A 13,949-nucleotide genomic window follows, 5' to 3' on the forward strand; every position below is an offset into this window, starting at 1 on the left:
ACCTGTATAAAAAGCTAAAGAAGACGATGACCTTATCATTAAAGAAGTAATTGAATTTTATGAAAAAATATTTAGCAATTATCCCAGCAGTTCTTTTTGTAGTGTCGTGTGCGGGCAAGCCCGGTCCGAAGTATTCCTCTCTTGTGCAGGAGCCTTCGGCTGCGGAAGAGTCCGAAGTTCAGGAAACCCCTGACACCATGGCTTTTGAAGCCTTCTCTCCGGTATTCCTCACTGATGAAATATCGAAGAGAGAGCTTAATTACGCTCTTCTCCCCTCAAAGCCTGAATTTCATTTTGATGATATTGTACAGGCCCGTTATGTCTATGATGTAATCCCTCTCGTTGAAGAAGACAGATACGAGTATTACGTCAGGCGTTTCACAAAAGACATCCCAAATGTTTTCCAGAACTGGCTTAACAGATCAAACAAATACTTATATATAGTTAAAGACATCCTCCGCAGGGAAGGCGTGCCCGATGAGCTTGCTTATCTCCCCTTCACCGAAAGCGGATTCAACGCCACAGCGATTTCCCGTGCCGGTGCAAGCGGCATGTGGCAGTTCATGAAAGGCACAGGCAAGATCTATAACCTTGACGACAACTTCTGGGTGGACGAACGCAGAGACTTTGAAAAAGCAACAACCGCAGCAGCAAGGCATCTACGTGATTTATATGAAGATTTAGGCGACTGGCACCTTGCCCTTGCAGCCTATAATGCAGGCATGGGAAAAATAATTCGTGCCATCAGAATGTACGAATCAAGAGACTTCTATACGCTCTCCAGATACAGCTACCTGAAAAGAGAGACCAAAGACTATGTGCCTAAGTATCTGGCACTTCGTCATATATTCTGCAACTATCAGGAATACGGCTTTGAGACCCCGGTGGAAACTCCTCTGATTTTTGACCGTGTCACTGTGGACAGGCAGGTGAATCTCTACGTTATAGCCAAGCTGGCCGGAACAAGCTACGATGTGCTGAAGGATCTCAACCCCGAACTCAAAACCCCTGTGACACCTCCCGCAGATTCTTATTCAATAAGAGTCCCCTACGGAACAGGCGAAAGCCTCTCTGTTCAGATGGCGAAGATGTCTCAGGATGAACTTCTGATGTATAAAATCTACTATGCGAAGAAAGGTGAAAGCCTTGATAATATCGCAAGAAAATACAATGTGAGCCTTAGCAATCTTAAAGCCTCAAACGGATTAAGGCACGCAAAGCTCTATATGAATACTCCAATATTCATCCCTGTTCAGAAACACTTCGATCCGTCAGTGGACAGAGAATTCGCAAAGTCACTCAAGCCTTACAACCCCAAGGTACATGTTGTCAGAAAAGGTGAAAACCTTTCTGTAATAGCACGCAAGTACGGGCTGAGGCTTAACGAAGTTGTGGCTATGAACAAGGGAATCAAACCGAGCAGAATCCGCCCCGGACAGAATATCATTGTGTCTGTGGATTATAAAAGAAGCGATAAAAGATACGTAGCCCAGACTAATACATATAAAAAGTACAACACCACGGCAGCAGCTGCGAAACAGAAACGCCATGTGGTAAGAAGCGGCGAATCTCTCTGGGCTATAGCACAGAAATACGGAACAACCGTAAACGCTATCAAGAAAACAAACAAACTCTCCGGCTCTCAGATCCTTCCGGGCAAAGTGCTTATAATTACTGATTAAATGCGGCTTCGCTGCGCACGGCGCAGTTACATCCATGTAACTGTTAAGACTTCTGGCGCATGGCGGATTTCTTGTCTTTATAATCAAAAATTTACCTTCCATGGAAATTTTTGATACACGTTCGCGCCGCATTCAATGCGGCTTCGCTGCGCACGGCGCAGTTACATCCATGTAACTGTTAAGACTTCTGGCGCATAGCGGATTTCTTGTCTTTATAATCAAAAATTTACCTTCCATGGAAATTTTTGATACACGCTCGCGCCGCATTCAATGCGGCTTCGCTACGCACGGCGCAGGTACATCCATGTAACTGTTAAGACTTCTGGCGCATAGCGGATTCCTTGTCTTTATAATCAAAAATTTACCTTCCATGGAAATTTTTGATACACGCTCGCGCCGCATTCAATGCGGCTTCGCTGCGCACGGCGCAGTTACATCCATGTAACTGTTAAGACTTCTGGCGCATAGCGGATTTCATTAATACAATAAGGTCATAAACTCTTTTGACGTCTTTTTCGGTTTCTTCAGGCGTGCCTGAGTTATTAACAATAAAATCAGCGTACTTCACTTTTTCATCTATCGGCATCTGTGTACGGATTATCTTTTCTGCATCCTCTTTCGAGATATTATCACGAAGCATAAGCCTCTTAAGCTGTTCCTCCGGTTCGCAGTAAACCACAATCAGCCCGTCAAACCTTGTGTATACACCGGTCTCTACGCAAAGAGCCGCCTGTGTGAGTATGATTGCCTTATCATCCTTGCCCTTTATCTCACCGACAAGCCTGCTTTCAGTTTTCAGAATTGCCGGATGAACTATCTCCTCCAGCCTTTTACGGGCGGAATCGTCATTAAAAACCACCTTACGAAGTACAGCTCTGTCGATATTACCTTCTTTATCAAGCACATCCACACCGAAAGAATCCACAACAAAAGGGTATGCCAACCCTTCCTTAGCCATAACCCTCCGGCTTAGGATATCGGTGTCAATGGTATAACAGCCCAGCCGCTCAAACATCTTTGCTGCTGTGCTTTTTCCGCCTGCGATATTTCCTGTCAGTCCGAGATACATTTCAAACCCCGTATATCTTCCGCATAAGCCTCACCCTGTCCTCTTCGGTGAGGCTTGAGAACAAAACGCACAGTTCATCAGGCTTATAGCCCGAACAACCCCACGGTCTGTTCTCATATATGCCGCATTGCTTACCATTCGTCAGATGAACACAAGGCTCTCCGGCTTTTTTGCCAAGCTCGCTTATGTCAAACGCAATGCAGCAAGCCCCGCACATGAGGCATTTTATTTCCGGTTTATCAGGCTTCCCGCACATAATTCCGGAGAATGCCAATATTCTCCACCTCAACCTCTACCACATCACCAACCTTAACCGCTCCAACTCCGGGAGGGGTTCCGGTGGCGATAACATCACCGGGGAGAAGGGTCATGATTTCAGAAATGAATGAGATCAGCGTAGGGATGTCAAAAATCATCATATCTGTTGTTCCGTCCTGCTTTGTTTCCCCGTTGACTCTGGTTTTTACGGAGATTCCACGCCAGTCCATATCTGTTTCGATCACCGGACCAAGGGGAGCGAATGTGTCAAAGCACTTGGCACGGGTAAACTTGTTCTCTTCCTTCTGAATATCCCTTGCAGTAAAATCATTCATAACTGTATAGCCGAGGATAAACTCCTCTGCTTTTTCAGGTTTAACATTTTTGCAGTGCTTGCCTATGACAACAGCCAGCTCGCCTTCATAGTCAACTTGCTTTGAAGAACGTGGATAAATAATATTCCCTTCGTGTGCAGCAAGGCATGTGGAAGGTTTAATAAATATCAACGGAGTTGTGGGTACATCATTGCCCAGTTCCTTCGCATGTGCAGCATAGTTCCTCGCCACACAGACAATCTTAGACGGCAGAACAGGGGGCAGAATCTCAACATCTTCAAGAAGATATTCCTCAGTGGTAACAACGAAATCCTCGAACATCGAACCCTGAATACGCCTGATTTTTCCGTCTGTAAGGATACCCTTCTTCTCAACCTTTCCTGTTCTGAACCTTAGAAGCTTCATCTATCCGATCTCCGTATGTATTTTTTATATATTTTTCAGCATCTTCCCTGTCTGTTAGCTTGCCGCTGACAAGGCGGAAGGATACATCCTTTATTATCTCGCCCATAAGCCTGCCCGCAGGCACACCCATTAACGACAGAGATTTACCGTCCACGATGTTCTCTTTATCAAAACGCATCAGCTCATATGCGGAATTGAGCTTATCCATAAGCGATATTTCACCCCTTACAGCAACAAACATATCCGCTGCCGTGCGCCATTCTTCTTTATTATTATAGATATATTTTACAAGGTTATCCACACTCCGATCGGGCAGGGCGGAGAGTTCAGCATACGCCGAAGCGGCACCGGCGGCACGCTTTGCTATTTTGGCGGGGTAGCATTGCCCGTCCATGACTTTTAACGGGTTTTTTCTGAACCCGTAAATAAATGCGCTGACCTTAATGAGTATATCATCCGCTGACATCGCACCGAGGGCATCAAGCAAAAGCTTTTCCTCTTCCTGAGACGTCTCAGCGAAAATGCGGAGTATTCCTTCATCAACCAGCCTTTTCAGCGCACCTTTGTAATATCCGCCTTCGGCAAGCTTCTGCATCTCAGAGAAAATACGCTCCGCTGCAACGGACTTGAGCAATGGTGCCTTAACCGCGGAGAGTTCCGCTGTTTCAGGGTCCATATCAAAACCCAGCTGGGATGCAAACCTGTACATCCTCAGAACACGCAAAGGATCGTCATCAAACACATGTTCATGCACCATCCTGATCAGACCTGCTTTTATGTCCGCATCACTGCCGATAAGCTCCCCGTCAGAAGAAAGGGCAAGGTTATTTATGGTAAAGTCTCTCTTGGATAGATCCTCATGAATATCAGCACCTCTTGGGGCTGATACGTCAAACTCCACACCGTTTTTGGCAATCCGTACATTATCTTTAAACTTTATGGCAGCGGCTTTCAGCCTGTTTGCCAGCCTGAATGCGAGCTTTTCATAATCTGCTGCAAACGGAACCATATCCACATCCTTAACCTTTCTTTCAAGGAGGATGTCACGCACGCAGCCGCCCACAAAATAGATCTCCGCTCCGCTTTCTGCGGCAGTCTGAATAATCTTATTCACGAACGGCAGTTTATTTAATTCTTTCAGAAAAAGCAAAGTTCCTTCCCGAACGGACAAGCCGTTATTTATTGACGAAAGGGTAATAAGTAAAATAAACTTATACCCGTATGAGAATTTTAATTATATCCGATACCCACTCCGATTCAATAGAAAAACTCCCCGCCGCAGTTCTGAACGAGGCAAAGGGAGCGGATGCCGTGCTTCATGCCGGTGATATTATCGGTCTTGGACTCGTTAATGAACTCAAAAAAATCAACCCATCAACCTACGCAGTGAAAGGAAACATGGACAGCATGGTAGCGGAAGAACTTCTTCCCACCAAGAGACAGCTTATATTCGGCGGAATAACTGTCGGGCTGATGCACGGCGACGGAAGTCCCTTCGGGTTGGAAAACAGACTCCTTTACGAATTTGACGGGGCGGATATAATAATATACGGACATACCCACAAGCCCTTCTGGGGAAAAATAGGTGATGTCTATTTTCTCAATCCGGGAAGCCCAACGGCAAACAGATACCAGCCGCAGGGCACATACGCTCTCCTGTTCATAGAAAACGGCAGGTTCAGAGCGGAGATAAAACAGATTCAGGAGTAATACAATGCGTATAGCCATAATAGGCGCAGGCAGTGCGGGCATTACCGCTGCTTATCATTTCCTTAAGGAAACGGGAATTCAGGTAGATCTTTACGAAAAAGGGAACAACATACATAACAGACAGCGTAATGAGGTTATGTCCGGCTTCGGCGGGGCAGGCACATATTCCGACGGGAAGCTCACCCTCACAACGGAATATGGCGGCTGGCTGACAGACTACATGAGCGAAAAAGAGCTTGAAGTCCTCATTGAGGAAGCTGACGATATATGGAAAAATGTCAGCGGTGTACTGGAGCTTGATTCAAAAAGCAATTACGAAGCAGTGAAAGACCTTGAGTATTCATGCAGCAGACAGAACCTTAAGCTCTATCCCGCTAAGATACGCCACCTCGGCACTGACAACTGCCTTCTCTTCATCCGTAAAATGTATGAGATGTTTGAGCAGGCTCCGCACATAAATATCCGCTGCAACAGTGAAATCACCGACCTTATAGTTGACGGCGACAAAGTAACCGGACTGCGCACAGTGGAAAACGGAGAAACTGTTGAACGTGAATACGATAAAATAATCGCCGCTGTTGGCAGAAGCGGAAATAGCTGGATGCAGGAAATTGTACGCAAATATTCTCTGAGCTATGACCTTAACCCTGTTGATATTGGCGTAAGGGTGGAAGTTCCCCGCTCCGTTACTGATCATTTCACCAACCAGCTCTATGAATTTAAGATCAAATATTACACCAACGGGTTTGAGGATGAAGTGCGTACTTTCTGCGTAAATCCCGGCGGGTTTGTGGCAATAGAGCGCAACAAAGACAACCTCCTCACGGTAAACGGGCACAGCTACAAAAACCGCAAGAGCGACAACACCAACTTTGCCCTTCTGGTTTCCACTAAGTTTACAGAGCCCTTTGACGAACCCCTTAAATACGGTGAATACATAGCCCGCCTTGCAAATATGCTCGCAGGGGGAGATAATATTATTGTTCAGCGTTACGGCGACCTCACAAGGGGCAGACGCTCAACCAAAAAACGCATAGAGAAAAACTTTGTTCACCCCACACTCCCCGGAGCAATGCCCGGCGACCTTTCATTTGTGCTTCCCTATCGCTATATAAGCGACATCACGGAAACAATTGAACGACTGAATACGGTAATGCCCGGCATGAGCGACCCCAACACCCTTCTTTACGGCGTGGAGGTTAAGTTCTATTCAGTGAGGATCAAGGTTGACGGAAAAATGCGCTCTGCAAATCTGGAAAACCTTTACTGCGTGGGCGACGGTGCAGGACTGACCAGAGGAATCATTCAGGCATCCGTATCCGGGCTTATCGCCGCTAAGGATATACTGGGAGAATAAAACTGATATGGACTCCGCAACATTAAACAGGCTGAAGGCTCTCCGTAAAAAATACAGAGAAGAGGGCTTCATAATAATAGGCTACACTGGCAGTTCCGCACGGGGCGAGGATACTTCTGAAAGTGATATTGACCTTGTTTATGAAGTTGAAAACCCTAAAGAGTTTGCCGTGCGCAACGGCGGATTCGGTGCTTTCAGCCGCATAGCGGAAATACGTTCAGAGCTTGAAAAAGAACTTAATAACAAAGTAGATCTAATAGCAAAAAATTCGCTCAACGAAGTCGGTATAAAATATATTCTGAAGGATATGAAATATGTCGATTAGAGGGGATGCCGCCAGAGCCGAAAAACCGGAGAAACATTAAGCAAGATCAATCCGGAGCTGATTGAAAAGTTTGATCTTTCCACAGAAGTGAAAGGTTCTTACGGTCTAAGGAACTTTATTGCCCATGATTATCTCGGGGTAGATCTTAATATAGTTGAAAGTGTGATCAAAGAATTTATCCCTGACCTGAAGCGTAAAGTCAAAATGCTTTACGCCTCAGTAAAAGAACACAGTTGATAACTGCCTCCGGCGGCTTCGCCAAAGGCAGCTTAGTATCTAAAAGATTGCTTTTGTAACGATATTTTCCAGAGAATTCGGTCCTTCGATTTTTATAATTCTGTCTCCGCCGAGGACAACAACAGGCGGATTGATTATTCCGTATTTCTGCGGAACGGGTTCTTCTGATGTGTCGATAAGGCGCACATCAACCTTTGCACCATAGCGGTACCTTATGTCTTCCGCTAATTCAGGTGTTTTTTTATCGATCTCGCCGTCATAGAATATTTCGATAAGCATAGCATCCTCCCTGAGCATTAAAACAAACCCCATTATAACGGGCATATGATAAATATATATCCCCTTCATACAGTTTGCCAAGTGAATCTGGCGCAAAACACGTCTGATTGACTATTATGTTATGCTGTAGTATGGTTACGTGTTCCAAAGACAGGCAATATTATTCCGTTTGAATCAGGATTCTGCGGGGTTGCCTGAAAACAACGCAAAACAACTCCCCTATGCGGAGTTTCGCTATTTTTAGCGAACACATCAATCCGGCAGAACATGAGGCTTGATGCTATAAATAATGAGAGGTTCTGAACCATGCTTAAAAAATATCTGCTTGCTCCGGGTCCCACACCCGTACCTGAAACTGTTCTGCTTGAGATGGCACGCCCTATCATCCACCACAGAACATCAGAGTTTTCAGCAATTTTTGATAATGTGCGTAAACGCCTTCCTGAAGTTTTCGGAACAAAAGAGGAAGTTCTTATGCTCGCCGGCAGTGGAACAGGCGGTATGGAAGCGGCAGTGATAAACACCATAAATGCCGGAGAGAAGGTTCTCATTATAGATGCCGGAAAGTTCGGTCAGCGCTGGGGCGATATATGCAAAGCATTCGGCATGGATGTCCACAAGATAGAGCTTGAATGGGGCTCATCCGTTAAGCCCGAAATGGTGGAAGAATTCCTCAAGGCAAACCCCGATACCAAAGGCGTATTTGTTCAGGGAAGCGAAACATCCACCACTGCCTGCCACCCCATAAAGGAACTGGCTGCTGTTGTTAAAAAATATGACGACACCCTCTTCATCGTTGACGGTATAACGTCAGTCGGCGTTTATGACACCCGTATGGATGAATGGGGTATAGATATACTTGTGACAGGCTCACAGAAAGCCTTTATGCTTCCCCCCGGGCTTGCGCTTATCGCACTGAGCCAGAAGGCATGGGCAAGAAGCCAGAAGGCAAAAATCCCCAGATATTACCTTAACCTTGCAAAAGAGCTCAAGGCGCATAAAGACTCCACAACTGCATATACTCCTGCAATATCGCTCATCATCGGTCTGGACAAGGTTCTGGACATGATGTTTGATGAAGGGCTGGAGAATGTTTACAACAGACACGAAGTAAACGGACAGGCTACAAGAGCGGCTGTTCAGGCAATGGGCTTTAAGCTTCTTGCCAAAGAGATGCCGGCCAACTCCGCAACCGGATTTTTCCTGCCCGAAGGGTTTGAAGGCGGTAAGTTTATAAAATTCATGCGTGAGAAAGTCGGCGTCACATACGCTGGCGGTCAGGATCACCTTAAGGGTAAAATCATGCGTATATCAACCCTCGGCTACCATGACGCTTTCGACACCATAATAGGAATCAGTGCCCTTGAGATGGGCCTGCGTAAGTTCGGTGTTGAAGTTGAACTCGGCAGCGGGGTTAAAGCCGCCGAAGCCGTGCTTGAAGACTATATCGGGAAATAATGATGAAGAAAAATATGCTCGCATCCGCCGGAACAAATATGGCGCCTCTCCGCTCAAAGAAACTGAATGAGATAGAATCGTCTCTCAGGGATGTTCTCTCGGCATACGGCTGCATCGAAATATTCCTGCCCATATACGATTATTACGACATGCTCTCCAGCACAACTCAGGGGTTCAGCGATGAGAATATCATCCGCTTCATAGACAGGAACACAGGCAAATCCCTTGTTCTCCGTCCGGATTTCACTCCGCAGGTGTGCAGGTATGCAGCAAACTATATGAACAACTACCCTCTTCCCTTACGTCTGGGCTACAGAGGGCGGGTTTTCAGAAACGTCAATATGGACAAAGGTATAAAATCGGAGAAAACGCAGGTCGGGTGTGAGCTTTTCGGTCTGGAAGAGATGACAGGAGACATTGAGCTTCTGCTCATAGCGGAAAGAGGCATGAAGGCACTGAACCTCAGCGGACACAGATACGTTATCGGCGATATGAAGTTTAATTCTTATCTTCTGAAGCTTGCCGGAGACATCCGTGAGGAATTTCTTAAAGCGCTTTCAGCCAAAAATCTTGACCGTATGAAAAAAATTGTCAACGAATCCCCACTTGATGATAAGGTTAAAACATTCCTCAAGTCTGTCCCTTTTGCATACGGAGGCAAAGATGTTCTCGAAGAACTGAAAAACTCCGCTCCGGATGAAGAGATCAAGACAAGAGTTTCATACCTTGAGAAGTTTTTTGACAAACTCATCAGTCTGGGAATAGATGAAAAAGCTTTGGTATTTGACGCATCAGAATGCAAGGGGTACGATTACTATACGGGGCTGACATTTGAAATACTCCACGGGAGCGTAGGTTCAAAAATCGGCACAGGCGGAAGATATGACAATCTTGCCGGAAAATTCGGTTTTAATGTTCCCGCCTGCGGCATGGCATTCTACGTGGAAGAGATTATAAATGTGGACAAGCCTGCCGGAGTAAAAGTATCCTTCGATTACATGACGGATAGTCAGGACAAAGCTGAAAAGCTGAGAGCCGAAGGAAAATCGGTTCTCTATGTGGAAAACAAGGAAAATAGAGATAAATTTCTCGAATTTTACGAAATAGGACAAATCCTATAATTTGCGAGGTTGAAATGAGCTGTACTGTAGTTCTCGGCGCCCAATGGGGCGATGAAGGGAAAGGAAAAATTGTCGACATTCTTACGGAAAAAGCGGATGTAGTAGCCCGTTATTCCGGCGGTCACAACGCAGGGCACACAGTTGTCATCGGCGGCGTGAAATACGTTCTTCACCTTATCCCTTCCGGCATTATGCATGGAGAAAAAGTAAACATCATCGGCAACGGTGTCGTGATAGATCCCAAGGCGCTTCTTGATGAGATGGATGATCTCAAAAATCAGGGCGTGGTTTTCGGCAAAGGTTTCTACATAAGCAAAAGAGCCCACGTAATCTTCCCTTTTCACGGCATCATAGACCGCCTGAGAGAAGAGATTAAAGGCAGTAAAAAAATCGGAACAACAGGCAGAGGAATAGGTCCCACATACGCAGAAAAAGCCGCCAGAAACGGCATCCGCATATGCGACCTTTTCGATAAAGAAGTCTTCCGTGAAAAGCTGGAGCAGAATGTTAAAGAGGCAAACTTCCTCCTTGAGCAGAAATACAGCTCCGATAAGCTGGATGTTGACGCAATATTTGAAGAGTACCTCGGTTATGCGGAAAAGATACGTCCCTTCATCGCTGAAACGGAATATCTGATCAACGACCTTTACAACTCCGGCAAGAAAATCATGATGGAAGGTGCGCAGGGTTCACTTCTTGATGTGGACTTCGGAACTTACCCCTTCGTAACATCAAGCAGCTCCACTGCAGGCGGCGCATGCACGGGAACAGGGCTTTCACCCAATAAAATAAACAAAATCGTCGGTGTTCTTAAAGCCTACACCACAAGAGTCGGCGGCGGACCTTTCCCCACTGAGCTTTTTGACGAAGACGGCGAAAGACTCCGCAAAGTCGGCAACGAATACGGCGCCACAACAGGCAGACCCCGCCGCTGCGGATGGCAGGATCTTGTTGCTGTTAAATACGGCGTAATCGTAAACGGAATAACCCACATCGCCCTCACTAAGCTTGATGTACTCACTGGTATGGAAAAGCTTAAAGTATGTGTAGGCTACAAAATAAACGGCGAAGTGACCACAGTATTCCCGCCTGAGATCAAAAATCTTGAAACTTGCGAACCAGTTTACGAAGTTCTGGACGGCTGGACAGAAGATATTTCCAAAGTTCAGAACTACGATGAACTGCCAGTAAACGCTAAAAAGTATCTGGACTTCATCAAGAACTTCCTCGGCATAAAATACTGCCTTGTATCCGTGGGTACAGACAGAAAAGAAACTATGCTGCTTGAGGATGTTTTCTAATTAATAATCGCAGCCTGCCATCCGTGGAGGCTGCTTAAGCCGCTCGCGGTTTGCGGAGCAAACCTTCGCTGCGCACGGCGTGATTCCATCCATGGAATCAAAAGTTATAATCGCAGCCTAACATCCGTGGAGGCTGCTTAAGCCGCTCGCGGTTTGCGGGGCAAACCTTCGCTGCGCACGGCGTGATTCCTTCCGTGGAATCAAAAGTTATAATCGCAGCCTAACATCCGTAGAGGCTGCTTAAGCCGCTTGCGGTTTGCGGGGCAAACCTTCGCTGCGCACGGCGTGATTCCATCCATGGAATCAAAAGTTATAATCGCAGCCTAACATCCGTGGAGGCTGCTTAAACCGCTCGCGGTTTGCGGAGCAAACCTTCGCTACGCACGGCGTGATTCCATCCGTGGAATCAAAAGGTATAATCGCAGCCTGCTTGTATAAAGGCTGCATTTGAAGCAAAAAAACTATTGGTGCCGCTTCCTTAACAGGAGGCGGCTTTTTTAAGCGCAACAACAAAAATAACTTCTTTTCTTCACATCTTTTTTGGTGACAGAAGCAGAAGTTTCATGTAGATTAGTCCTTCAAGTTCAGTATTTTCGGTGTCTTTCGGCACATCAGGAAATTACCCGAAAATAATTGAATTTTTTTTAAAAAAGTCGTTGACAAAGATTAGCGGATTTTGTTATAAACCAATTCCCGCTTGTGAGAAACGCACTTGCGAGCAGAGAGAGCCATTAGCTCAGTCGGTAGAGCAACTGCCTTTTAAGCAGTGGGTCGTTGGTTCAAGTCCAACATGGCTCATTATGTCCCTTTCGTCTAGCCCGGCCTAGGACACCGCCCTTTCACGGCGGCGACAGGGGTTCGAATCCCCTAAGGGACGCTATATAAATTAAATTCCCGGGCGGTTAGCTCAGCTGGGAGAGCATCGGCCTTACAAGCCGAGGGTCGCAGGTTCGATCCCTGCACCGCCCACTCCACAAACCATGGGGGCGTAGTTCAGTTGGTTAGAACGCTGGCCTGTCACGCCAGAGGTCGAGGGTTCGAGCCCCTTCGTCCCCGCTTAGTGACAAAGGGCTTCGGAGAAATCCGAAGCCCTTTTTATTTGTCCTTTTGTCTCACTCACCATCTTCCAACGCTCTTTCCCTTTATTTTTCCCTTGTCAAACAAGCGGGATACACTAATATATGCAAATGCTCTATGAAATAAACGAGTCCTACGGACGAATCAAAAACTATATAAAGCACCTGCCGCTGTACTACTCCAACAACTTCTCCGAACTTTCCGGTGCAGATATATACTTCAAGCTGGAAAACCTTCAGCGCACAGGCTCATTTAAAATACGCGGCGCACTGAACTGTATTTTAAAAAATATTGATAAATGCAGAAACGGTGTAATTGCAGCATCAGCCGGAAACCATGCTCAGGGAGTTGCATTCAGCGCTAAATCCCTGGGGTTGAAGGCAGTTATCGTAATGCCCGAATTCACGCCCATGGTTAAAGTGAACAATACAAGAAATTACGGAGCGGAAGTTATTCTCTTCGGACGTTCGTTTGAAGATGCCTACAAGCATGCGGTTGCCCTTTCAAAAGAAAGAGGTCTTCAGTTTATTCACCCTTTTGATGATCCCGATGTAATAGCCGGACAGGGTACAGTTGGATACGAAATCCTGAATGAAAAGAGCGACATAGACCAGATTATCGTCCCTGTAGGAGGCGGCGGACTGATCTCAGGGATTGCCGAATATATTAAAAACACCCGTCCGGAAATAAAAATAATCGGCGTTCAGGCAGAGGAGGCGGCGGGCATGGTCAGCAGCCTTTCCGAAGGGCGTGTGGTAAGCCTTGCGTCCTCCTTCACATTTGCAGAAGGGATAGCAGTTAAAAAAGTCGGAGATATCACATTCCGCTGCTGCCAGAACTGTGTTGACCAGATAATTACCGTTTCCGAAAATGAAATAGCACTAGCTGTGCTTGAATATATTGAGAGAGCAAAGCTTGTGGTCGAGGGTGCAGGCGCAGCGCCGCTGGCGGCTCTCCTTGCCGGAAAGCTGGATGTTGCAGGCAAAAAGACTGTACTTGTAGTCTCAGGCGGAAACATTGATGTAACAACTATCAACAGAATTATCAGCCGTGGCATGACGGCAACAGGGCGTTTTATGACTGTTTCCATAATCCTTCCCGATGTTCCCGGTGCCCTCACTGCTCTTTCCGGTGAAATAAGCGGTCTTCAGGCAAACATTCACGAAATAGTCCACATCCGCAATGACCATAATGTCCCCCTAAGCCGCAGCAGGGTAAACATTTCCCTTGAAACAAGAGGCTTTGAACACATAGAGAGAATAATGGAGCGCCTTGGCTCATTATATGAAATTACAAGGCTGGTTTAATAAAACAGCAATTTCATACAAGAAAATT

The 13,949-nt window shown here is 46.2% G+C and carries 14 protein-coding genes and 4 tRNA genes; 13 read left to right on the plus strand and 5 right to left on the minus strand.

All coding sequences use genetic code 11. The features are described 5' to 3' along the window. The first annotated feature begins 59 nt into the window (after nucleotides 1-59). Nucleotides 60-1,682 carry a LysM peptidoglycan-binding domain-containing protein gene (locus tag ACYRYY_RS07905; RefSeq protein ID WP_460215065.1) on the plus strand — a complete coding sequence of 541 codons (1,623 nt, stop codon included), beginning with the start codon at nucleotides 60-62 and terminating at the stop codon, nucleotides 1,680-1,682. 448 nt (nucleotides 1,683-2,130) lie between these two features. Here ACYRYY_RS07905 and coaE read toward each other — a convergent pair whose 3' ends face one another. The 4 genes from coaE to ACYRYY_RS07925 are packed head-to-tail and all read right to left on the minus strand — an operon-like array spanning nucleotide 2,131 to nucleotide 4,899. Beyond that, a complete protein-coding gene (gene coaE / locus ACYRYY_RS07910; RefSeq protein ID WP_460215066.1) occupies nucleotides 2,131-2,751 on the minus strand; it encodes a dephospho-CoA kinase in 621 nt (206 codons plus the stop codon). 1 nt (nucleotide 2,752) lies between these two features. Further along, nucleotides 2,753-3,025: a YkgJ family cysteine cluster protein gene (locus ACYRYY_RS07915; protein ID WP_460215067.1), complete on the minus strand. Its 273-nt coding sequence runs from the start codon at nucleotides 3,023-3,025 to the stop codon at nucleotides 2,753-2,755. Further along, nucleotides 2,991-3,749 carry a fumarylacetoacetate hydrolase family protein gene (locus ACYRYY_RS07920; RefSeq protein WP_460215068.1) on the minus strand — a complete coding sequence of 253 codons (759 nt, stop codon included), beginning with the start codon at nucleotides 3,747-3,749 and terminating at the stop codon, nucleotides 2,991-2,993. The genes ACYRYY_RS07915 and ACYRYY_RS07920 overlap by 35 nt, the downstream gene beginning before the upstream one ends. Beyond that, a complete protein-coding gene (locus tag ACYRYY_RS07925) occupies nucleotides 3,715-4,899 on the minus strand; it encodes a tRNA nucleotidyltransferase/poly(A) polymerase family protein (RefSeq protein ID WP_460215069.1) in 1,185 nt (394 codons plus the stop codon). Before ACYRYY_RS07925 ends, ACYRYY_RS07920 begins: the two co-directional genes overlap by 35 nt. A gap of 71 nt (nucleotides 4,900-4,970) precedes the next feature. Between ACYRYY_RS07925 and ACYRYY_RS07930 the strand changes: the two genes are divergently transcribed. From ACYRYY_RS07930 to ACYRYY_RS07945, 4 genes are read left to right on the plus strand one after another with little or no spacing between them, the layout of a single operon-like run. Then, complete coding sequence (locus ACYRYY_RS07930) at nucleotides 4,971-5,459, plus strand: metallophosphoesterase family protein (protein ID WP_460215070.1); 489 nt, start codon at nucleotides 4,971-4,973, stop codon at nucleotides 5,457-5,459. Nucleotides 5,460-5,463: 4 nt separating this feature from the next. Next, nucleotides 5,464-6,816 (plus strand): NAD(P)/FAD-dependent oxidoreductase, encoded by a 1,353-nt coding sequence (locus tag ACYRYY_RS07935; protein WP_460215071.1) that lies wholly within the window; start codon nucleotides 5,464-5,466, stop codon nucleotides 6,814-6,816. A 7-nt stretch (nucleotides 6,817-6,823) separates the two neighbouring features. Continuing rightward, nucleotides 6,824-7,141, plus strand: a complete 318-nt coding sequence (locus ACYRYY_RS07940) for a nucleotidyltransferase family protein (RefSeq protein WP_460215072.1) — start codon at nucleotides 6,824-6,826, stop codon at nucleotides 7,139-7,141. Nucleotides 7,142-7,186: 45 nt separating this feature from the next. Next, the gene (locus tag ACYRYY_RS07945; protein ID WP_460216472.1) at nucleotides 7,187-7,378 is read left to right on the plus strand and encodes a HepT-like ribonuclease domain-containing protein; all 192 of its coding nucleotides are present in this window, start codon (nucleotides 7,187-7,189) and stop codon (nucleotides 7,376-7,378) included. Between the two features lie 39 nt (nucleotides 7,379-7,417). Here the strand turns inward: ACYRYY_RS07945 and ACYRYY_RS07950 are convergent, their stop codons facing one another. Next, nucleotides 7,418-7,657 (minus strand): hypothetical protein, encoded by a 240-nt coding sequence (locus ACYRYY_RS07950; protein ID WP_460215073.1) that lies wholly within the window; start codon nucleotides 7,655-7,657, stop codon nucleotides 7,418-7,420. A gap of 306 nt (nucleotides 7,658-7,963) precedes the next feature. Between ACYRYY_RS07950 and ACYRYY_RS07955 the strand changes: the two genes are divergently transcribed. The 8 genes from ACYRYY_RS07955 (at nucleotide 7,964) to ilvA (ending at nucleotide 13,921) form a co-directional block, all read left to right on the plus strand. Continuing rightward, nucleotides 7,964-9,115, plus strand: coding sequence for a pyridoxal-phosphate-dependent aminotransferase family protein (locus ACYRYY_RS07955; RefSeq protein WP_460215074.1), 1,152 nt, complete (start codon nucleotides 7,964-7,966; stop codon nucleotides 9,113-9,115). Further along, complete coding sequence (locus ACYRYY_RS07960) at nucleotides 9,115-10,236, plus strand: ATP phosphoribosyltransferase regulatory subunit (RefSeq protein ID WP_460215075.1); 1,122 nt, start codon at nucleotides 9,115-9,117, stop codon at nucleotides 10,234-10,236. Before ACYRYY_RS07955 ends, ACYRYY_RS07960 begins: the two co-directional genes overlap by 1 nt. A gap of 14 nt (nucleotides 10,237-10,250) precedes the next feature. Beyond that, nucleotides 10,251-11,537 carry an adenylosuccinate synthase gene (locus ACYRYY_RS07965; protein WP_460215076.1) on the plus strand — a complete coding sequence of 429 codons (1,287 nt, stop codon included), beginning with the start codon at nucleotides 10,251-10,253 and terminating at the stop codon, nucleotides 11,535-11,537. Nucleotides 11,538-12,262: 725 nt separating this feature from the next. Beyond that, a tRNA-Lys gene (locus tag ACYRYY_RS07970) sits at nucleotides 12,263-12,335 on the plus strand. Nucleotides 12,336-12,339: 4 nt separating this feature from the next. After that, a tRNA-Glu gene (locus ACYRYY_RS07975) sits at nucleotides 12,340-12,414 on the plus strand. Nucleotides 12,415-12,433: 19 nt separating this feature from the next. Continuing rightward, a tRNA-Val gene (locus tag ACYRYY_RS07980) sits at nucleotides 12,434-12,506 on the plus strand. A 13-nt stretch (nucleotides 12,507-12,519) separates the two neighbouring features. Then, nucleotides 12,520-12,593 (plus strand) — tRNA-Asp (locus ACYRYY_RS07985). A 125-nt stretch (nucleotides 12,594-12,718) separates the two neighbouring features. Next, nucleotides 12,719-13,921, plus strand: a complete 1,203-nt coding sequence (gene ilvA / locus ACYRYY_RS07990; RefSeq protein ID WP_460215077.1) for a threonine ammonia-lyase — start codon at nucleotides 12,719-12,721, stop codon at nucleotides 13,919-13,921. The last annotated feature ends 28 nt before the right edge of the window (nucleotides 13,922-13,949 follow it).

It is taken from the genome of Geovibrio sp. ADMFC3 (assembly GCF_054687035.1).